The following is a 20,700-nucleotide window of genomic DNA, read 5'->3' on the forward strand; positions in this document are numbered from 1 at the left end:
AAGCGGAGCAGGCTAAAAATTATTAAAGCGCTTTCATTTCGAGGTAAGCCAATAGACCTTTCCGTTCATAATTAATGCTTTTATGCAATGTTAATTTGCCATAAAGGTCCATTGCTTTTATAAATGAAAAGGCGCGTTCTTTGCGCCTTTTCATTTATATACTGCTTTATTTCATATGGTTGTTCATAAAATGTTGAATGCGGTCTACAGCTTTTTCCAACAGCTCCAGTGATGTTGCATAAGATAAGCGTACATTTTCAGGAGCCCCAAAGCCTGATCCTGGTACAAGCGCCACTTTTTCTTCTTCTAAAATGGCCTCCACCCATGCATCCACCGTATCAAATCCTGTTAATTTTGCCGCTTCGATGGCATTTGGGAACAGATAGAATGCTCCCTGCGGTTTAATACAAGAAAAGCCTGGAATTTGAATTAATTTTTCATAAATGATATTTAAACGATCCTCAAATGCTTGGCGCATCGTTTCAACCGGCTCTTGTGTTCCGTTGTAAGCTGCGATGGAAGCATATTGGGCAACAGAAGTTGGATTGGAAGTGCTGTGGCTTGCCAGGTTAGTCATTGCTTTAATGATTTCTTTATTCCCGGCTGCATAGCCAATACGCCAGCCTGTCATGGAGTGCGATTTAGACACACCGTTAATGATAATAGTTCTCTCTTTTAATTCAGGAGAAAGCTGGGCAATTGATACATGCTCGTTTCCATCATATACAAGCTTCTCATAAATCTCATCAGAAACAATCAGAATATCATGTTTGACACATACCTGACCGAGTGCTTCAAGTTCTTCACGAGTATAAATCATTCCTGTCGGATTGCTTGGTGAGTTGATAATGACAGCTTTTGTCTTATCTGTAATGACCGCTTCCAGTTGTTGTGGTGTAATTTTAAAGCTGTTTTCTTCACGACCTTCCACGTATACCGGAATACCTTGGGCCAGTTTTACCTGCTCAGGATAACTCACCCAGTAAGGTGTTGGGATGATGACTTCGTCCCCTTCGTCCAACAATACTTGGAACAGAGTATAAAGAGCATGCTTGGCACCTGAACAAACGATCACCTCAGCAAGTGTATACTCTAACCCCTGATCTTGCTGGAATTTCTGAATGATCGATTTCTTTAAAGATGCTAAACCGCCGGATGGCGTATATTTTGTGTGACCTTCATTCATTGCTTTTACTGCAGCTTCCAAAATATGCTCAGGTGTATTGAAGTCAGGTTCTCCTGCTCCCAAACCGATTACATCGTGGCCTGCCGCTTTTAATTCTTTTGCTTTTGCTGTAATAGCGAGTGTGGATGAAGGTGTTAAAGCTGATACACGTTTTGCTAATTTCATCTTGACTTCCCCCTAAAGGCATTAACGGATAACTTTTTTCATAATACAAAAAATAATACAAATGAGCACAATTAACCGCTGAAATAGTTAGGATGTTTGATAAATGCTGTATCGTTTCAGAAATTCACCTGTTTGGAAATTCACATAATAATATGTAAAGCTGTTATCTTGGTTCACATATGTGATCTCCCATAATGGAAGATCATTTTCCATTCCCAGGCGAACCGACTTGATTTTTTCAGGGTGGCGCTCTTTTTGTACAAGGGATATCACTTCTTCCCGTGACATTCCACTATTTTCTTTCTTTACTATCATATCACGTTTTTTATCATTTTTAGGCACCCAAATGATAACTTTTTCATTTTTCTTGTTTTTTGCTTTAATAATATAATACGTATGGGAACCGTAGTATGTTTGCGTGCTGATGATTTCATTTAAATCGTAAACTTTCTTTGCTTTTTGTACCGCTTGCCCTTCCGCGTCCCTTTTGGATTCGACCGATTTAAAGTAAACGTTCGTCATTCCCAATCCGGCTAAAATAATAAATACAATAATGATTATTCCCCATTTTTTCATACTTATCGATCCCTACTTCTTTATGTACGATAAATCGTAAAAATTGCTACATCTTTGTCGTTTTCATCAAGAGCCAAGCCAAACATTAAGTCCTGCTTCTTCAATGTACGATTCAAACTATCGACAAGTTTGTATAAATCAGGAGAATTTTGGACTCGAACCGTTGATAAGACTTGAATTTTGCTCTCCATAATAAATCCCCTCCTATTTCCTTCCCAAATTTGTTATTCATAATGCTCCTTGCTTCGGCAACAATATCATTACAACCGAAACAAAGCAAAGATTTCAATAACTATTTTAACAACATCCATGGCTTTTTTTAAACTATCATATAGATTTCCTGGCCTACACCATCTATTTGCAGCTTTTGACAGCTGCTTTTTTTTGTTTTAAAACATAATCTTACTTGCCTTCAGGCGCTGGGAGCGTAATGATTTCATAGTGTGTTTCATTCATCTTCATCGAGACGGTTCCCATTTTCTGAACAAAGTAAATATCGATCCACAGTTCATACAAGTATTCGATAAACTGCTTATTAAGATGATATTCATTCGAAGCTGGGAAAATGGCTGTTTGCGGGTCTAAATGCTCAACCACTTTTTCTTCCAGCCTATCCCCTTTTGAAAGGCTCGGCATTTTAATGACATTCACATCCTCCAGCTTTTCCTCCAGAAGATGCTGCTCAGTGTAAGCCGAATAATTGGTCATATAAAAAATGTGATTTTCGCAGTACTTAATCGATAAATTCATGGAAGGAACAGGTTCTTTTTCCTCCCTTAAAGCGGTTATCATTAATGCCTTTCCAAACAGCTTGTGATCCCCCTTGTCCCATTCCACGATTTGGACGGGCGGCAGAGCACCCGTATAGAGGGCGGGCACATAAATCACTTCAGGAGAAAACCGTTCTGAAAGCGGCCGGATGTTATCATTGTATCCTGCTTCTTGTCTTGTAACGATAATGGCATCCAGCTTTTTCACTTGAAACAAATCCAACATCGCTAATACTTCCCGCTTAGAGGCGGCGTGCCCGGTATTAATCAAGATGGAATGTCCGAAGCCGTCCTGCAGCAGTGCCGCTTCCCCTTTTGAAAGATGAAAAAAAGTCAAAACGGCTTCATCTTCCCCCAGCTCAAACTCAATATTTTCAATTTTACTCGCCTGTACAACTCGAAGATCCAGGAAAACGAAACAAGCTAAGAAGATTACACAAAGCTTCTTTAACATCTTCATCGCTCCATATTACCAGAATTTGTCCACCAATCTTCTAACTCTTTCAGCAACTGATCAAATGGTTGCTCCCTTACATCCATGGAAGGAAGAGAACGTAAAAAGTATTTTCCGTATTGCGTTGTTGAAATGCGGTTATCAAAGACGAACATGACTCCTTGATCCTTTTTTGTCCGGATCAAACGGCCAAATCCCTGTTTAAATCGAATAATCGCCTGAGGCAGCGAGTACTCCATAAATGGATTCAAGCCGTCTTGCTTAAGTTTAGCCGTTTTAGCCGCCGTTATTGGTTCATTCGGCGGAGAAAACGGCAGGCGAACCATAACTAAACAAGATAAATGTTGTCCTGGTATATCAATTCCTTCCCAAAAGCTGCTTGTACCAAACAAAATGGATTTTTCAAATTGAATAAAATCCTTCAAAAGCCTTGTTCGATTTCGGCTTGAGATCCCTTGCCCAAAGAGTACGTATTCGTCTAATTGATTTAATTCCTTCACATAGTGATACGTTTCTTTCAGCATTTCATTCGAAGTAAATAAGACGAGCATTCTTCCCTCCGTAACCGATGCAATATCAATGATTCGCTGGGCCAGAATCATGCTGTACTCTTCCAATGAAATCGAGTTGATGGACGGCATATCCTTTGGTATTAAAACCTTAGCTTGTTTATTGTAATCAAATGGCGAAGGGACAGTGAGCTGAAGCGGTTGAAAATCATAAAGTCCTAACTCCCGGATCATGTAATCAAATGAACCATTGACTGTCAATGTAGCCGAGGTTAAAACAGCACTTCGTTTTTGGGCAAAAAAGCAATCCGCGAGCTGCTCACTTACATCAATAGGCTGACTGTATAAGAAAGTAGCATTTGCGGCTCCTTTTGGTTCAATCTCAAACCAGGCCACTTCCTCTTCCTTCTCCTCTAATAATAAATGCTGAAGTTTCAATTTTATTTGTCCGACTTCCTCACAGGCTTCGTAAAAATCCGAAAAAACCCCTTGCTCTTTCCGTGTCCATTGGACACCTGACTGCTCAATGGATGCTTTTAATTGATCAAATTCTCTTAAATAGTCACAAAATAAAAATTGTACTCTGGAAGCCAGCTCACGAATGCCGATCCATCCAGCATCATACGCTACCTTTTCATCATAACGGAAACTAACCCGGCCTCCCTCTCCATCGTTTATCCTTTTTGAAACAAACGCATGAATTAAGCGAAACATATCATCCAGCTCTGTTTTCAGTTCCTTTATAATCAGATGAAACTGCCAAACATCAGGCTTTCCTGACAGGCGAGCCTGCTCCAATATCTCCTTTATGTCCGCTAATAGACCGTCACAATCTAATGTACCGATTCGAGAAAAGAGAGAGTGGGTTTGAAAATAATCGACTTGAATCCCGAACTGTTCACCTGCAATGGCTTCGATGCGATGAGCTTCATCGAGAATGACGTTGTCATAATCCGGGAGCAAGTCCTGGTCGCTCATCAAGTCCATAAACAATAAACGATGATTCGTGACGACAATATCGGCCTCATTTGATCGTTTTCTTGCCCGCTGGTAGAATGAAAGTTTTACCCAAGGATAGCGAAAATCCAAGGGAGAAGGGTGTCCATCGTTAATTCGTTCCCAGAACAGTTTTCCTCCGGAAGGCAAATTGATTTCATCAATGTCCCCTGTTTCAGTTTCTGTCAGCCAAACGAGAATTTTAGCTTTTGTTAAGATAGCATCATAATTAGTTTCTCTCTCTTTAATCCAGTTTATAAATTTTCTTAGATTTAAATAATGATGACGTCCTTTTAAGATGGCCACCTTGAAACTAAAAGGCATCAATTGGCGCAATATGGGAATATCACGGTCCATAATCTGCTGCTGAAGCGAGACTGTATGGGTAGAAACAACTACCGGCTTTTCAGACTGCTTGGCATAGAAAACAGATGGAATTAAGTATCCGAGTGTTTTTCCTGTCCCGGTTCCCGCTTCAATTAAAGCATGTTGATGCGTAGAAAGGGCCTCATGCACCATGCTCATCATATTCCATTGGGCAGGGCGGTTCTCATAATGAGGGAGCACTCGCGAAAACACTTCTTCTTTCGTTTCATTAAATTCTTCAAATGATCGCGGCGGTTGGGGAAGCTCTTCCTCAATAGGCTGCTTCTTTTTTAAAGCAACGCCATGGACAAGGTGGAAAAGCTGCTCGTTTTCCTTTAGAAGCTCTTGTTTGGTTTCCATAATCTCTTCAATGAGTTCACTAATTTCACTTTTTAAATGAAGAGAAAACGCATAAAGCTGTTTTAAGGTTACAAGCGGTAACGAATGTAACTTTTCAAGGAGCGACAAGAGAACATAGGCTGTCACTTCTGCATCACTGTCCGCCTGGTGCGGATTTTCATGTTTTATATGTAAGGTTTCTGCCAACTGACTAAGCTTATACCCTTCGGCTGCAGGCAATAAAATACGAGCTAATTCGACCGTATCGATCGTTGAATTATACAACGTATCGTACCCGCATTCATGAAGCTCTGCCTGCAAAAAAGACAAATCGAATGCAACGTTGTGCGCGACAAAATAAGCATCGTCCAATAGCTTTAATACATCCGGTGCGATATGTTCGAATAATGGCGAATCTTTTACCATTTCGTCATTGATATTAGTCAATTGTTCAATAAAAGAAGGAATATGGGTCTTGGGATTGACAAAACTGGCAAACCGTTCGACAATTTTTCCTTTCTCTACTACAACAGCAGCCACCTGAATAATTTTATCTCCCTGTTTCGGTGAATGGCCGGTTGTTTCTAAATCTACCACAACAAATCGCCTGTTCACGATTAACACCTCACTTGTCTCTCTATTTTAGTATAAATCAGCATGGGGAGTGTATGTAAAAAAAGAGAGAAAGCCTGGCAATCTCACCTATAGACATTCCTAAAAAAAAAGAAAGAGCCTGTCTTTAAAGCCCGGTTATTCGTTAAAAACATATTCATAAGCAATGGACCGTTTCGTGAAATCGTGGTTAAACCAACGAAATAAACGGAACGGTCCATTGCTTGATGCCGACCGGGTAGCATGTTTTTTATGTCCCCCGGTCAGCATTCGTCTTATAGAATTGTACCAGCTGGTTCTCTTTTAATCAATTGCTGAATACGGTTGTTTTCATCCATGATGGCTACTGTAGGCTGATGATCGGCCACCCGTTCTTCTGCCACAACAGCATAAGAGATAATAATGACGATATCGCCTGGCTGAACGAGGCGGGCAGCGGCCCCATTTAAACAAATGACGCCGCTTCCGCGTTCACCCGGAATAACGTACGTTTCCAACCGGGCTCCATTATTGTTATTTACAATTTGCACTTTCTCGTTTTCTGCAATCCCGACAGCATCGATGATATCTTGATCAATCGTAATGCTGCCGACATAATTTAAATTTGCTTCTGTTACGGTTGCACGGTGTATTTTTGCATTCATCATTGTTCGAAACATTTGAAATCCTCCATTATACAGTCCATGTCATATTATCTATTAAGCGAGCCTTTGAAAATTTAACCGCAAGAGCGATAATGATCCTGCCTTCTAGTGTGTCGATCTCTTTTAGTTCAGGGTAGGAATATATTTCAATATAATCGATAATGCCTGATGTATGGGTTTGAATATAGTCTTTCATAAAGGACAAAATGGCTTCAGGGTTTCGTTCTCCGGAATCAATTCGCTCTTTTGCCAGCTTTAGGCTTTTATACAAAGCTGGAGCTTCTTCTCTTTCCGTTTCTGTCAAATACACATTCCGCGAACTTTTGGCAAGACCATCTTTTTCTCGCACTGTCTCAACCGGCACAAGCTCAATCGGGAAATTGTAATCATGGACAAGTCCATCCACGACCGCTACTTGCTGGGCATCCTTCATCCCAAAATAAGCCCGGTCAGGTGTCACGATATGAAACAATTTGATTAAAACGGTTGCCACCCCGTCAAAATGCCCTTCGCGCTGTTTACCGCATAGCACATTTACCCGTTCTGTCACTGTTACGGCAACCGACATCTTTCGCGGATACATTTCCTCAACATCCGGGTAGAACACGTAATCTGCACCAGCTTTCTTCGCCAACTGTTCATCGCGCTCAAAATTCCGAGGATAAGCATCAAAATCTTCATTTGGACCAAATTGTGTCGGATTGACAAAGATGCTTAAAACGACTATATCATTTTCCTGGCGCGCCCTTTGGAGCAGCGTTAGATGTCCTTCATGCAAATAGCCCATTGTCGGCACGAAACCAATCGTTCGTCCGTTCATTCTCTCTTGCTTCATGATTGCTTGCATCTGTGAAATCTTGCTGATCACTTTCATCTTACTTTCCTCCATATAAGGCTTCCAGCTCTTCTTCTTTCATTGTAAACGAATGCTGCTGTTCCGGGAACGCTCTTGTTTTCACTTCTTGCACGAACCGGCTGATTCCGCTCACAATCGGTTCATTAAGCTGCCCATATTGTTTCACGAACTTTGGCACGCGCTCCACCCCGTATGTGAGGACATCATGATAAACCAATACCTGTCCATCTGTTTCCGCTCCCGCTCCAATGCCGATGGTCGGAATGGAAAGCTGCTTGCTTATTTCTTCTGCAAGCTGATGAGGGACACATTCTAAAACAAGGGCAATGGCACCTGCCTGCTCACATCTTTTGGCATCCTGGATCAATTTCTTAGCTGCTTGTGCATCTTTTCCCTGCACTTTATATCCGCCTAATACTCCCACAGATTGCGGTGTTAATCCTAAATGCGCGACAACCGGCACACCAGCCCGTGTTAAATCAGCGATGGCGAATAGAACATCGTCCGCTCCTTCTACCTTCAACGCATGCGCTCCTCCTTCTTGCATAAGACGAGCCGCATTTTTCATCGTTTCTTCTCTTGATACATGATAAGACATAAACGGCATGTCTGTTACAATAAAGGTTTCCTTTGCTCCGCGCTTAACCGCTTTTGTATGATGAATCATATCGTCAACGGTGACTGGAATGGTAGACTCATATCCTAACACGACCATTCCTAATGAGTCCCCGACTAAAATCATGTCTACCCCCGCTTGTTCTGCCAGCTTCGCTGATGGAAAATCATAAGCTGTCAGCATAACAATCGGTTCACCTTGTTCTTTCATTTTCAGAAAATCTGACTTTGTTTTCATTCATTCTTCCTCCTTTTTCGAAGAGGAAATGAACGTCCCGAATAATAAGCTAAACATCAACACTAAAGACTGTGTCAGGTCTTGTAAAAAACCTTCTTTCCGGCAGAAAGAAGGAAGTAAACGAATACCCTGTTATTCGGTCATGATCATCCCTCTGTCCCAGTCCTATCCTACTTTTGGATCAAGGCAGAATCCAATTTAGTTAAACACTTATGCACGTAAGTAAGGAATGGTTGAATCTTTCTTACTCACTAAAATAAAAAACGGATGAAAGGTGCAGTTCGCGCGATACTACCCTTTCCTCCGTATTATAAAAAATCTGCCCCTCGATGGCCAGTAAAATTTTTCAACGATTCATCAATTCGATGTCAGCTGAATGAATTTGATGCATTTGTCCATAAGCATCTTCAAGTAATAAGATGCCCTCATCTGTAATTCCTTTTGCGAATCCTTCAATGGAACCCGTCAATGTTCTGGCAACAATATGTTTGCCGATACTTACCGCATGCGCTTCCCATAACAGCTTGATTAGCTTAAAACCATTTGTTAAATATTCATCATACAGCTGCTCTAGTTTGGCAAAAATCGTTTGCATCAATAACGCCCGATTAATGTCTTCCCCGCTCTCTATCTTCAATGATGTAGCGATATCCTGAATCGCAGAATCAAAATGTCCGCTGTTCTGGTTGACATTAATCCCAATTCCGATAATAACAGAATGAATGCGGTCAGCATCCGCCTGCATTTCCGTTAAAATACCGACTGCCTTTTTCCCATTGATTAGCACATCATTGGGCCATTTAATATCCGGGGAAATACCTGTTACTTCTTGAATGGCCTGCACAACGGCTACTGCCGTCAATAACGTGAGTTGGGGAGCACGCTGCGGAGGAAGCGGGGGACGTAAAATAATGCTCATCCACACACCGGTATGCTTTGGAGAGTACCACACGCGGTCTAATCTCCCTCTTCCCGCTATTTGCTCCTCAGCCACCACGACCGTTCCTTCTTTTGCCCCTTCTTGAGCGAGGCGATGAGCAATTTTTTGCGTAGAATCGACGGTTTCTTCATAATGGATAGATTGACCGATACGGTCCGTGTGCAATCCGAGCCTCAACTCGGTTTCACTCACTTTATTGGGCTTTTGGACAATTCGATACCCTTTTTTTCGAACCGCCTCCAGCTCATAACCCTCTTTGCGCAAATCCTCAATGTGTTTCCAAACAGCTGTACGCGAACAGCCAAGCATATCGCTGATTTTTTGTCCTGATACATATTCATCTTCCGAATTAGTAAACATCTCTAACAAGGTTCGTCTAATATCTGATTGCAAGATTGCAGCCACTCCTTTATTGCCTCTCGATTGTTTGGCAGTTCTTTGTCTACGACTTTTCTTTCAATCGTTTGCAGTAATAATGAAAGCCATGGTCCGCCTTTCCGTTTGCAAATCGCCATAAGATCTTTTCCATTTACGGCCAATTCTTTCAAAGAATGAATCGGAAGTTCTTTATATAATGCTTGAATCGATTGTTCTTCGTTTGGGCGTTCACTTAGCATCATGTTTACTTGGTTGATATGAAGTGCTGTTTCAAGCCCATACTGGTAAACGGCTTGTCTATCCCAATTTCGCTTCTTCATTTCATAGTAGCCGTCCACAACCGCCTGAACATCTTTTATCCGTTTATTCGGAAGCTTCCATTGCCTTAGAAAGGAAGCCGTCTCTTTTACTTTTAAAAGAATGAGCATCATAGCCCAGCTTTCCGTTATATCTTTGGCTCTTTGCCATTTGCAGATAGAGATGGTTCTTTTCATCTCATCTGTAAGAGAGAATCCCGGCAAATGTTGATACAGGTTTGTTTCAATCAATAACGCTAAAGCTGTTTGCGGCTTTTGACCTCCCATCATTTTTTCAAACTCAACCGCTATCCTTTCAATCGAAACGTGCTTTAACAAATGACCATGCTCTATAATGGCCGTCTTGGTCTCTTCTTCTAATAAAAAGCCGAGCTGACTGACAAAGCGGATAGCTCGCATCATTCTTAATGCATCTTCATGAAACCGTTCGGCAGCTTGCCCGACTGTTTCAATGACTCTCCGTTCAATAGCTGACCGTCCTCCAAAGGGATCCATGATGTGTCCCTCTTTGTTCATCGCGATGGCATTTACCGTAAAATCACGGCGCTGCAAATCTTCTTTTAAGGAAGAAACGAACGTGACAGAGGAAGGGCGACGGAAATCCTCATATGTTCCCTCTGTTCGAAACGTTGTCACCTCGTATGGTATCTCATTATAGACAACAACCACCGTCCCATGTTCAATTCCTACAAGAATGGTTTTTTCAAATAGCCTCATGACCTGATCCGGCTTGGCCGATGTCGCAATATCAACATCTCCTATTGGTCGGCCAATAATGGAATCACGAACGGCTCCGCCTACAAAATAGGCCTCATAACCGGTTTGTTCTAACTTCTCAATAATCGGAAGTGCATCAATAAAAGGCTTCTCCATCATAACCCTCCCATTATGACCGAATCACGTCATAATAGATTTTTTCATATTGATTCACAATTTTTTGGGAATGGAACTTTTCCAGCACAACCGCAAGCGACCTTTCAGACATAGTTTGCAGCCGTTGCTCGTCTTTTAAAATATATAATGATTTAGATGCAATATCCTCGATATTCCCCACTTCACAAACGTACCCTGTTTCGCCATCAATGATCACTTCAGGAATACCGCCAATGTTTGTACCGATACAAGGGACCCCGCACGCCATTGCTTCTAAAAGCACAAGTCCAAAGCTTTCTTTTTCCGATAACAGCAGTGTTAAATCACTGATGGAGTATAACTCTTCCACGTTTTCCTGTTTTCCTAAAAACAACACTCGATCTCCTAACCCAAGCTGCCGAACCTGCTGACAGACAATTGTCATTTCAGGGCCGTCGCCGACTAATAAAAGCTTGGCGGGAATTTCTTTTTGAATGAGATGAAATGCTTTCACAACATCAGGAACACGTTTAACATGCCGGAAATTCGAAACGTGAATGATTACTTTTTCATCAGGCAAAATACCATACTCTTTTCGTAAATGATCGACTTCTTTTTTATGATATACACGATCATCGATAAAGTTATGAACCATTTCAATCTTTTGATTTGGAGCGATTAAATCATAGGTTTGCTGAGCAAGTGCATGTGAAACCGCCGTAACGGCATCTGATTTTTCAATCCCAAACTTGATTAAATCCTTCATGGAAAGATCTGAACCCAACACCGTAATGTCTGTCCCATGAAGCGTGGTGACAATTTTCAAGTGCTCCCCTGTCATTTGTTTAGCCAAAAAGGCACAAATCGCATGTGGAATGGCATAATGGACGTGAATAAGATCGAGCTTCTCGCGCTTGGCTACCTCGGCAATTTTACTCGATAACGCCAAATCATAAGGAGGGTATTTAAATACGGAATATTGATTAACGTCCACTTCATGGAAATAAATATTGTGATAAACTTTATTTAAACGAAATGGCATACTCGATGAAATAAAATGAATTTCATGGCCCTTTTCCGCTAAAATTTTCCCGAGTTCTGTGGCAACAACACCTGAACCTCCAACAGAAGGATAGCAAACAATTCCAATCTTTAATTTCATTTAATGCCTCCTAGTAGATCCTGAAACAAAAGCAATGGTTTTTTCGTTAAGAAGCCTTCGGCATATAAAACGCCCGCTTCCTTCCCAAACAATCGCTCCCGTCTTTCCACCGTCTCAATATATCCGTTCACTAAAGGAGTATTAAAACTGCCTTCTCCTTTGACAAACTGGCTTTCATACGCCTGCAAGCTCGCTAATTTCTTTTGGAAAGTGTTTGAAACATCAACGAAAAAATGCGGTTTATGAAAGCCGTTTATCATATAATAATGAAGAGCAGCGGGACGGTGAGCAGGCTGTTTTTCTTCATCTTCATAATTTCGGATTCCTGCAGAAAACATAGCCTCTTCTACGATTTTGGCGCAGTTCCCATGATCAGGGTGCCGATCCTCATAATACGGGGCAAAAATAAGTTTTGGCCGATATGTACGAATGATCGAGACAACCTTTCGAATGTGATCTTCCGTTAAAAAAAGCCCCCTGTCCGGGATGGAAAGGTGAACGCGTTTATGGATGCCTAAAATATGTGACGCTTTTTCCGCTTCTTGCTTTCGTCGTTCTACCGTCCCGTTTGAAGAAAGCTCCGCATGGGTAAGATCGCAAACGCCTACCTTCAGCCCTTCCTCCGCAAATTTGGCAATGGTTCCGCCCATACCGATTTCTACATCATCGGCATGAGCCCCGAATGCTAATACGTCTAGTTGCATAGCTTATTCTCCTTGCTGTCCATGAATAATGGAGCGCCATTTCAAATCGCCGCGCTCAAGCCCATGGATTAAAATTTCGGCTGTCCCCATGTTCGTAGCAAGCGGCACTGCATACACATCGCAAAGGCGCATTAATGCTGAAACATCTGGCTCATGCGGCTGAGCAGTGAGCGGGTCACGGAAGAAAATGACCATGTCCATCTTATTTTGGGCAATGAGTGCTCCAATTTCCTGATCGCCGCCTAAAGGGCCTGATTGGAAGCGATGTACGCGAAGTCCTGTTGCCTCCATGATTTTCAATCCTGTTGTTCCGGTGGCATAAAGCGCATGTTTTTCCAGAACATATTTATATGCCGTCGTAAACTGAACCATATCGTTTTTCTTTTTATCATGTGCAATTAAGGCGATTTTCATTGTTTGGTTCTCTCCCCTATTCAATGATATTTTCTAAGCCGTAAATAAGCGTGTCAACGGCCATTACCGTATCAACGGCTAATTTTACTCCCGACATGAAGGAAGCGCGGTTGTATGAATCGTGACGTATTGTTAATGACTGACCAAATCCGCCGAACAACACTTCTTGGTGCGCAATTAAGCCCGGAAGGCGGACGCTATGAAGATGAATACCATCGTAATTGGCACCGCGAGCACCTGGTAACAGTTCCGTTTCTTCCGGATGTCCTTGTTGTTTTGTCTCACGTACTTGTGCAATAAGTTCCGCTGTTTTTAGGCCTGTTCCTGACGGAGCGTCCAGCTTTTGGTCATGATGAAGCTCAATGATTTCGACATCACTGAAGTATTTGGCGGCCATTTGTGAGAACTTCATCATGAGAATGGCTCCAATGGCGAAATTCGGTGCAATGATACAGCCAATCCCTTTTTCTTCGGCTGCTTGTCTCAACTCCTGCAAATCTTCTTCCGAAAAGCCGGTTGTCCCTACAACTGCCCGCATACCGTACTCCAGCGCTTTTTTCGTATGGAAGCGTCCAATTTCAGGAGTGGTTAAATCCACTAACACATCGGCCTCCACTTCTTGAAAGCATTTTTCGATATCCGTGTAAATCGGTGCTTTTAAAGAAGGTAGCCCTTCGATATCACTTATGTATTTTCCATCATGAATACGGTCGACAGCTGCGGCTAGCTCAAAATGGTCCGTTTCCTGGATTAATTTCAACGCTTCTTGTCCCATTCTTCCGCGAGGTCCTGCTAATACAATACGTATCTGTTTCATTATGCTTGCTCCTTTTCTGTTTCATTTTCTTTTTTTGTCCAGCGATCTTTATCTCTTGTATTAAATTTATGCATAACCATATCATGTGCTTGCCGCAAATCAATGTCCAACGAATTGGCAAAGCAAATGAGAACAAATAAAAGATCGCCCAGCTCTTCCTCAACTGTACGTTCTTTTTCTGTTTTTTTCTTTGGTTTTTCTCCGTAATAATGGTTAATTTCACGTGCTAATTCGCCGAGCTCTTCCGTCATGCGGGCAAGCATCGCCAACGGGCTGAAGTAGCCTTCTTTAAACTGGCTTATGTATTGATCCACTTCTTGCTGCATTTCCTTCATTGTCTTTTCTGCCATCGATATTCACCTCATTTACATTCTCTTTACATGTTAGCCAAATGAAGCATTTTTGACAAACATTTAAATTGGTTTTATTCTTTTACATTGGTGAAAAGATAGTGTTGAAGCTTTCATTTTTGACGCATTCGTTTGTAAGTATTAAAACTTTCAACTATTATGAAATAGTAGCCAATATCACCAAATGCAGGAGGTACATATGTTAAAAGGGCTAAAGATACCAAACATCTTTTTTATTTTGCTTGGCTCAGCCATTTTCGCTTTCGGACTAGTTAATTTTAACATGCAGAATAACTTAGCAGAAGGCGGGTTTACAGGAATTACGCTGCTTTTATATTTTCTATTTAATATTGATCCTTCCATTACAAACTTAGTTCTAAACATTCCGCTCTTTTTTGTGGGGTGGAAGCTGCTTGGACGTACATCCTTTTTCTATACAATGCTTGGCGTAGTCAGCTTGTCTTTGTTTTTATCAATATTCCAGCGATATCCCGTTGAGATGCCGCTAAAAGACGACATGACACTTGCAGCATTGTTTGCCGGTGTTTTTATCGGGGTCGGCCTGGGAATTATATTCCGAAACGGAGGCACGACCGGCGGAGTCGATATCATTGCCCGTCTTGTTCAAAAATATGTCGGGTGGAACATGGGAAAGACGATGTTTTTATTCGACCTTGTCGTCATCACTCTTTCCTGGCTGCTATATCTAGATTATAAAGAAGCAATGTATACACTTGTAGCTGTTTTTGTAGCAGCAAGAGTGATTGATTTTATGCAAGAAGGGGCTTATTCGGCCAGAGGAGCTACCATCATCTCGAATCGCAATGAGGAAATCTCCCAAAAAATCATGAAAGAGATGGATCGTGGAGTCACAGTTTTAAAAGGTCAAGGTTCTTTCTCAAGGCAAGATTTGAATGTCTTATACTGTGTTGTAAGCAGAAATGAAATCTTTCGCTTAAAGCAAGTCATTACCTCGATTGATCCCCATGCATTCGTAGCCGTTAGCGATGTACATGACGTAATGGGTGAAGGCTTTACACTGGACGAAAACAAAATGCCCATTGAAAGGTAAAACGAAAGGCGGAGAAAGCCGGCTTAAACCGATAGGATGTTGGAGCTTCTGAGAAGGAGTCGCTTTTTGACTCCGCAGGAAGAAGCGAAACAGCCGTACGGTTTGGCTTTTGCAGCTGGACAATCAAGAAAAGCGGAGGCGACTGTTCAATCTTGAGAGACGTTGGAACTTCTGACCGGGAAACCGTTCTTTGGTTTCATGGGCAGAAGTGAAACGACCGAAAGATTAGGAGCCGGAGCTAGACAATTTCAACATGCACCTTATACTTTCTTGCAGAGTGAAAAAGCCGCTGTCTTTTTAAACAGCGGCTTTTTGCGTTAATCTTCGTTATTTGCCATACCTGTATAAATCAATACAAGACGAACCAGTTCTAGTACTGCTACTGCTGCAGCGGCTACATAAGTTAAGGCAGCCGCATTCAACACTTTACGTGTACGACGCTCTTCTTCGTTGCGAATGATGCCTGATGCTACTAATTGATCCATTGCACGGCTGGATGCATTAAACTCAACCGGCAATGTCACAACTTGGAACAGCACGGCTGCTGCCATAAATAAAATCCCAAGCAGCAGCATACCGCTTAATTGAGCGAAAATCCCGATCATAATAAAAATCCATGATAAGTTAGAACCGAAGTTTGCAACCGGTACTAATGCATGCCGAAAACGTAAAAACGCATACCCTTGTGCGTCCTGGATTGCATGGCCGACTTCATGGGCTGCTACGGCAGCACCGGCTACAGAATGACCATAATAGTTTTCCTGTGATAAACGAACCGTCTTAGAGCGAGGATCATAGTGATCGGATAGAAAGCCTCCAACCGCTTCTACCTGTACATTATAAAGGCCATTTTCGTCTAAAATACGTCTAGCTACTTCTGCACCGGTTACTCCCGATGTGTTAGCAACGCGAGAGTACTTTTTATAAGCACCTCTTACTTTCATTTGCGCCCAAATCGGCAATAGGATGATAAGAATAAAGTAAAGCAAATAACCCATTATAAAGCCTCCAGCATTAAAATTTTCTTACTATCATTTTAGTCAATCCATTCATTTTCTGTCAATTTATAAGCCTTTAAGGAGTCGTATATTGTATTTTATCTCCCCTATATTTTCTCCAAGCAACATACGATAATGTAAAGATAATAACACTGCCTGTTGTTACCATCATCCATATAAGGGAAGGATTCACTTCTTCTTCTTTCATCTTATGAAACAAATTCTGCAAGTCCTGTTCCATCTGATCCAACTGTTTCAAACGCGATTCTTCATTGACTGCTTCCGTCTGATTTAAAAAAGCTAAATGCGCATCCATGCGCTGCACATATTCTCGTCTTATATCAACTTGAACGCTGGGCAAAATGGTTTCATATTGGTCTAAAAAGGAATGGAAATCATTTTGGAAAGCAAGCGAGTCCCCATCCGCAGCTGCTGTTTTCAATTGGCTGAATGCCCCCATAATGCTTCCTTCCATTTCTGTCCATAGGGGCTGGTGTTCACTTTGAAGTGCATCAACCAAAAGACGGAAACGAATAATCTTTCTTACCTTTTCCACTTTCTCCAATCCGTCATTTGCCAAAGCACCAACCGCTTCTTGATGAATGGCGGTTAACATTCGAATATTTTCCGGTGACAAATTAACCGTATCATGACGGGATTGCTCAAGTTTTTGAGGAAACTGTTCTAACAAAGCCGCCGCTTCTTCATAGCGTTCCTGTTTTGTAAGCTGCAATGCCTCATCAGATAAATTATTGAGCGAATCCCAACTTGTTGTTTTTGCATATGCCAGCGGTTGGAGGCTCAATAAAATAAGCAACACCATCACGACGATTTTCCCTTTCATTCTTGTCCCTCCTCTAAGTTCTAATAAACTTTATGTAGAGGTGGACAAGAGTAGACCTGTTTCTTTTTCGATTACGGCAATGTTCGGATAAAGTTTTGAGTGTAATATTTTTGGTACACGCCGACCCCTAAATAAGTGAAATCCTTATTTAACAATGCCTTTCGATGCCCCTCGCTGTTAAGCCACCCTTCAACGGCGGCTGCGCCGTCCTGATATTGTGCCGCAATGTTTTCCCTGGCCATTGTAAATGGAACATTCCCCTCTTTTAGCCGGTTTCCCAGGTCACCTTCTATCGGGGACACATGGGAAAAATATCGATGATCACTCATATCTTTACTATGTTTATAAGCAACATTCGCCGCTTTCTCGTTCCATAGAAGAGGTTTTAGTTCATGATGGGCTCTTATCACGTTTGTAATATCCAGGATTTGCTTTTCTGCCCCTTCCTCCACTTGATGCCATTGTTGATCATCCAATGGCTTCGGATTCACCAGCGGACCTCGATAAGAGAGCTCATACGGACGCTGCTTTAGTAATGTTTCTTCATCCATGATTCGTATACTTGATAATGTGTTTAAAAAATGATCGAAATATAACTGGACAAACACTTGATTATAACGAACGAGAGGGCTTTTTTGCTGATCTTCACCGGAAAGCTCAAATCGGTAGTCTCCACCGTTATAATCCAGCTGGACCTCCGAGTCCATTGAAACTTTCTTCTCTAAGTCGTCCCGCTGCTCTCCGATTTGGAACGGGGCTGCATCCAATTCGTCACCAGTCGCATATACGGTGACGACCCTGCTGTCTGCTATTCCAATTTGCATATAAGAACTTACACCATTTTTATAAATCCACCACTCATAATCATAAGCCGATGGATCAATTCGTTCCGGCTCGCCAAGCATGCCAATGATCTCTTCTTGGTTTTTCCCCATAAATTGAAAGATATTTTCCCCTTCAATGGATTTATTTACTTTCTGTTCGACACGCTCTTGCTGCTGTTCGAGAGAAAAATTCGCTTCTTTAGATTGAAACACAGGAAGAGAATTATAAATATATAAAAAAAGGGCAGTTACTACTAACACAAACAAAATCTGTTTCAGCTTTTGGTCACTCCTTATTACTCATTGTATCTAATCTATATTCACCATCACCACAACTTCTTCCTTACTTTTTTAACACGATTTTTCCATTCTTATACATATAAGGAACCTGAGTACCTACTTATACGTAATATAAAGCAATTGGGTTTCGTCTAGCTTCAAAAAAAGATCATCCAAAACAGATGGATGATCTTTTTTGACTATTGATGAAGAGGCTCCGAAATTTGAGTTAATGCTGAGCCTGCTTTTTGATCGGAATATTTATTGGTTGCCAAATCCCCCAGTGCCACAATCCCCACGAGCTGTCCATTTTCTACGACTGGTAGGCGACGAACCTGATGCTGTGCCATTAATTGCGCTGCTTGCTCCACAGATGCATCCGCTGAAACAGTGACTAAATGCCCGCTCATTACATCTGTTACTTTTTGGGAGTTCGGCTTTCGCTCAGCAATACCGCGGATGACTAAATCGCGGTCTGTAATCATGCCCATTACTTGACCGTTTTCTACAATCGGAATTGCTCCTACATTAAGTTCTTTCATTTTGGATGCAACTTCATATACATTATCTAGAGTTGTACACGCTTCTACGTTTGTCGTCATTACATCGCGAACTGTCTGCATTCGGTGAACTCCTCCTTTTTTCCCTTCCACTAAAAAGGCAATATGCCTTTTCATTCTATAGTTTAGTCAAAAAGGTTCAATTTCTTCGAGGGAATTCGTTCCTCTTCAATAAGAATTTTCTTGAATTTCGTGAATATTACCCATCATTCCATTGCAACTTCTTTCCATTCATACTATTATTAAGCAAGGGAGTATATGTTTTAGGAGGGAATACGGATGAAATTTGAAAACACCGGAATTGAAAATTTAACAGCTGATTTAAATCGCTTAGATGAAATAATGGAAGACCTTGGATTAGTACGTGCCGGCCAATGGGATTATGAGCGTGTTACATATGATCGTAAATTTGAAATTCAAAATGACGTATACTATCTGCGTATTCAAGGATACGCCGTTGAGGGAGATGTTGGGGCACACCGTGCTGTCATCAAACTAATAACTCCATTACTTGGTAAGCATTATTATCCCCATGGGGTAGAATATGGCGAAGGTGAAAATTTTCCAAAATCCCTTGTAGAGCAGTGCAAAAAAATACTTATTGATGTAAAAGCAAAAGTGGAAGCGGTTAACATATAATATTGGAGAGGCTGTTCCACAAGTCTCTAATCAATGACAAAAGTTCATCTTTACTGAAAGGCCCCGTCACGGAATCCTCTGATTTTGATGGATTTCCATGACGGGGCCTCTTTTTGTTTACATTATTCCACCAAAACCCTTTGAATGCGAATTCTTACATCTTGTACATTCAGTCCGGTCAATAGCTGAAATTCTTGTTTGAGCATCTGTTGTAGTTCTTCGCATTTTATTAATAATGATCGAGTTAACGGTACAGCCACACTCACATCAAGATTGATGGCCGATTGATCAATATGGTGGCGTTGTTTAGCAGGCATGTTAAGGTTATAATGCAATAAGGACATACGGCGGTCAAATTTGCGTTTATACTCCTCGAAGCAAATATTCAAGATCATCTCGGCAATGGAATGATGTACCGGAAATTCCTTCCTCTGCTTCGACACAAAAAACCCCTCCTTTTCCATTCAACGATCCTTTTTTATTAGCTTATGCAGCTGATAGAAGAAGTGAATTTTGTACATTAAATATCCAATCATTTCATCCTGATCACCGAAAGCCGCCGCAAAATGATATCCCGGATTGTTAACATGATGAAGCCACCAAAATTTATCCCGTTTCAGCATGCCATTATAATGTGCACTAAACGCTTCATACGTATCATTAAGGATATTCCACTCTCTCTCGATGTCCATCCTTTTAATTCGTCCATTGATAGATGGAAACATGACTAAATCATCCTTAGACAGTTCATATGTGTGTCTATCTGCGATTAACTCCCATCCATACTTACGATAAAAGCTTACTTTAAAAGGATGTAGATAGGAAATGACATAGCCATCCTCTTTCATTTGCTGTAATGCGTGTTTTACTAGTGTGGCAACATTTCCGTTCCTTCGGTGTTCCGGCCATGTCGCCACCCCGGCAATACCTCCCATTGGGATGGATTGTCCTTCAATCCATACTTTATGCGGAAGAATATGCAGCTTTGATTCCAGTTGGTTTTGATCATCATAGATAGCCCAAATTTGCTGCCTCGCCAATGACCGCTTTTTCTTTTCCCGTTCTTCCTCGGTTAGAGTATACTGAAAAGCATATTGAGATAACTTTAATGTATCTTCATAGCCCTCTTCACCCGCTATTTGCCTCAATGTCAATTTCCATCCCCCTTTTCATCTTTTTTCCATATTAATACGACTTAGCAGTTCTAATCCAGCATAAACAACG

Annotated in this window: 23 protein-coding genes; 2 read left to right on the forward strand and 21 right to left on the reverse strand. The window is 41.5% G+C overall.

Going from position 1 to position 20,700, the window contains the following annotated elements; all coding sequences use genetic code 11:
- Positions 1-166: 166 nt before the first annotated feature.
- The 15 genes from ACFOU2_RS12145 to ACFOU2_RS12215 all read right to left on the reverse strand — a co-directional run bounded on the left by ACFOU2_RS12145 (position 167) and on the right by ACFOU2_RS12215 (position 14,260).
- Positions 167-1,351 carry a pyridoxal phosphate-dependent aminotransferase gene (locus ACFOU2_RS12145; protein WP_377915448.1) on the reverse strand — a complete coding sequence of 395 codons (1,185 nt, stop codon included), beginning with the start codon at positions 1,349-1,351 and terminating at the stop codon, positions 167-169.
- Between the two features lie 87 nt (positions 1,352-1,438).
- Positions 1,439-1,927: a cell wall elongation regulator TseB-like domain-containing protein gene (locus tag ACFOU2_RS12150; RefSeq protein ID WP_377915450.1), complete on the reverse strand. Its 489-nt coding sequence runs from the start codon at positions 1,925-1,927 to the stop codon at positions 1,439-1,441.
- Positions 1,928-1,947: 20 nt separating this feature from the next.
- Positions 1,948-2,118, reverse strand: coding sequence for a YpmA family protein (locus ACFOU2_RS12155; protein WP_377915452.1), 171 nt, complete (start codon positions 2,116-2,118; stop codon positions 1,948-1,950).
- A 211-nt stretch (positions 2,119-2,329) separates the two neighbouring features.
- Positions 2,330-3,151: a hypothetical protein gene (locus ACFOU2_RS12160; protein WP_377915454.1), complete on the reverse strand. Its 822-nt coding sequence runs from the start codon at positions 3,149-3,151 to the stop codon at positions 2,330-2,332.
- 2 nt (positions 3,152-3,153) lie between these two features.
- Positions 3,154-5,976, reverse strand: a complete 2,823-nt coding sequence (dinG, locus tag ACFOU2_RS12165; protein ID WP_377915456.1) for an ATP-dependent DNA helicase DinG — start codon at positions 5,974-5,976, stop codon at positions 3,154-3,156.
- A gap of 272 nt (positions 5,977-6,248) precedes the next feature.
- Entirely contained in the window at positions 6,249-6,632 is a 384-nt protein-coding gene (gene panD / locus ACFOU2_RS12170) for an aspartate 1-decarboxylase (RefSeq protein ID WP_377915459.1), read from the reverse strand.
- Between the two features lie 13 nt (positions 6,633-6,645).
- Positions 6,646-7,491, reverse strand: a complete 846-nt coding sequence (gene panC, locus ACFOU2_RS12175; protein WP_377915461.1) for a pantoate--beta-alanine ligase — start codon at positions 7,489-7,491, stop codon at positions 6,646-6,648.
- A 1-nt stretch (position 7,492) separates the two neighbouring features.
- Positions 7,493-8,326, reverse strand: coding sequence for a 3-methyl-2-oxobutanoate hydroxymethyltransferase (gene panB / locus ACFOU2_RS12180; RefSeq protein WP_377915463.1), 834 nt, complete (start codon positions 8,324-8,326; stop codon positions 7,493-7,495).
- Positions 8,327-8,672: 346 nt separating this feature from the next.
- On the reverse strand, positions 8,673-9,659 hold the full coding sequence (locus ACFOU2_RS12185) for a biotin--[acetyl-CoA-carboxylase] ligase (protein WP_377915465.1): 987 nt from the start codon (positions 9,657-9,659) through the stop codon (positions 8,673-8,675).
- Positions 9,629-10,834 (reverse strand): CCA tRNA nucleotidyltransferase, encoded by a 1,206-nt coding sequence (locus tag ACFOU2_RS12190; protein WP_377915467.1) that lies wholly within the window; start codon positions 10,832-10,834, stop codon positions 9,629-9,631. Before ACFOU2_RS12190 ends, ACFOU2_RS12185 begins: the two co-directional genes overlap by 31 nt.
- A gap of 13 nt (positions 10,835-10,847) precedes the next feature.
- A complete protein-coding gene (bshA, locus tag ACFOU2_RS12195) occupies positions 10,848-11,975 on the reverse strand; it encodes an N-acetyl-alpha-D-glucosaminyl L-malate synthase BshA (protein WP_377915469.1) in 1,128 nt (375 codons plus the stop codon).
- Positions 11,972-12,679 carry a bacillithiol biosynthesis deacetylase BshB1 gene (gene bshB1, locus ACFOU2_RS12200; RefSeq protein ID WP_377915472.1) on the reverse strand — a complete coding sequence of 236 codons (708 nt, stop codon included), beginning with the start codon at positions 12,677-12,679 and terminating at the stop codon, positions 11,972-11,974. The genes bshA and bshB1 overlap by 4 nt, the downstream gene beginning before the upstream one ends.
- A 3-nt stretch (positions 12,680-12,682) precedes the next feature.
- Positions 12,683-13,093 (reverse strand): methylglyoxal synthase, encoded by a 411-nt coding sequence (mgsA, locus tag ACFOU2_RS12205; protein ID WP_377915474.1) that lies wholly within the window; start codon positions 13,091-13,093, stop codon positions 12,683-12,685.
- A gap of 16 nt (positions 13,094-13,109) precedes the next feature.
- Positions 13,110-13,910 (reverse strand): 4-hydroxy-tetrahydrodipicolinate reductase, encoded by an 801-nt coding sequence (gene dapB, locus ACFOU2_RS12210; protein WP_377915477.1) that lies wholly within the window; start codon positions 13,908-13,910, stop codon positions 13,110-13,112.
- A complete protein-coding gene (locus ACFOU2_RS12215) occupies positions 13,910-14,260 on the reverse strand; it encodes a nucleotide pyrophosphohydrolase (protein ID WP_377915479.1) in 351 nt (116 codons plus the stop codon). Before ACFOU2_RS12215 ends, dapB begins: the two co-directional genes overlap by 1 nt.
- Positions 14,261-14,459: 199 nt before the next feature.
- On the opposite strand from ACFOU2_RS12215, the gene ACFOU2_RS12220 reads away from it, so the two are divergent.
- On the forward strand, positions 14,460-15,332 hold the full coding sequence (locus tag ACFOU2_RS12220) for a YitT family protein (protein ID WP_377915481.1): 873 nt from the start codon (positions 14,460-14,462) through the stop codon (positions 15,330-15,332).
- Between the two features lie 317 nt (positions 15,333-15,649).
- Here ACFOU2_RS12220 and ACFOU2_RS12225 read toward each other — a convergent pair whose 3' ends face one another.
- From ACFOU2_RS12225 to ACFOU2_RS12240, 4 genes are all read right to left on the reverse strand, one after another.
- A complete protein-coding gene (locus ACFOU2_RS12225; protein ID WP_377915483.1) occupies positions 15,650-16,330 on the reverse strand; it encodes a zinc metallopeptidase in 681 nt (226 codons plus the stop codon).
- A 76-nt stretch (positions 16,331-16,406) separates the two neighbouring features.
- Positions 16,407-17,174 (reverse strand): sporulation protein YpjB, encoded by a 768-nt coding sequence (gene ypjB, locus ACFOU2_RS12230; protein ID WP_377915485.1) that lies wholly within the window; start codon positions 17,172-17,174, stop codon positions 16,407-16,409.
- A 71-nt stretch (positions 17,175-17,245) separates the two neighbouring features.
- Positions 17,246-18,259, reverse strand: a complete 1,014-nt coding sequence (locus ACFOU2_RS12235; protein WP_377916380.1) for a CAP domain-containing protein — start codon at positions 18,257-18,259, stop codon at positions 17,246-17,248.
- A gap of 218 nt (positions 18,260-18,477) precedes the next feature.
- Positions 18,478-18,900: a CBS domain-containing protein gene (locus tag ACFOU2_RS12240; RefSeq protein ID WP_377915487.1), complete on the reverse strand. Its 423-nt coding sequence runs from the start codon at positions 18,898-18,900 to the stop codon at positions 18,478-18,480.
- A 216-nt stretch (positions 18,901-19,116) separates the two neighbouring features.
- Between ACFOU2_RS12240 and ACFOU2_RS12245 the strand changes: the two genes are divergently transcribed.
- The gene (locus tag ACFOU2_RS12245) at positions 19,117-19,476 is read left to right on the forward strand and encodes a YugN family protein (RefSeq protein ID WP_377915489.1); all 360 of its coding nucleotides are present in this window, start codon (positions 19,117-19,119) and stop codon (positions 19,474-19,476) included.
- Between the two features lie 122 nt (positions 19,477-19,598).
- Here ACFOU2_RS12245 and ACFOU2_RS12250 read toward each other — a convergent pair whose 3' ends face one another.
- Positions 19,599-19,919 carry a hypothetical protein gene (locus tag ACFOU2_RS12250; protein ID WP_377915491.1) on the reverse strand — a complete coding sequence of 107 codons (321 nt, stop codon included), beginning with the start codon at positions 19,917-19,919 and terminating at the stop codon, positions 19,599-19,601.
- 21 nt (positions 19,920-19,940) lie between these two features.
- Positions 19,941-20,630 (reverse strand): GNAT family N-acetyltransferase, encoded by a 690-nt coding sequence (locus ACFOU2_RS12255; protein WP_377915493.1) that lies wholly within the window; start codon positions 20,628-20,630, stop codon positions 19,941-19,943.
- Positions 20,631-20,700: the final 70 nt, after the last annotated feature.

Source organism: Bacillus songklensis (genome assembly GCF_042649685.1).
Lineage (GTDB): Bacteria > Bacillota > Bacilli > Bacillales > Bacillaceae_H > Bacillus_BA > Bacillus_BA songklensis.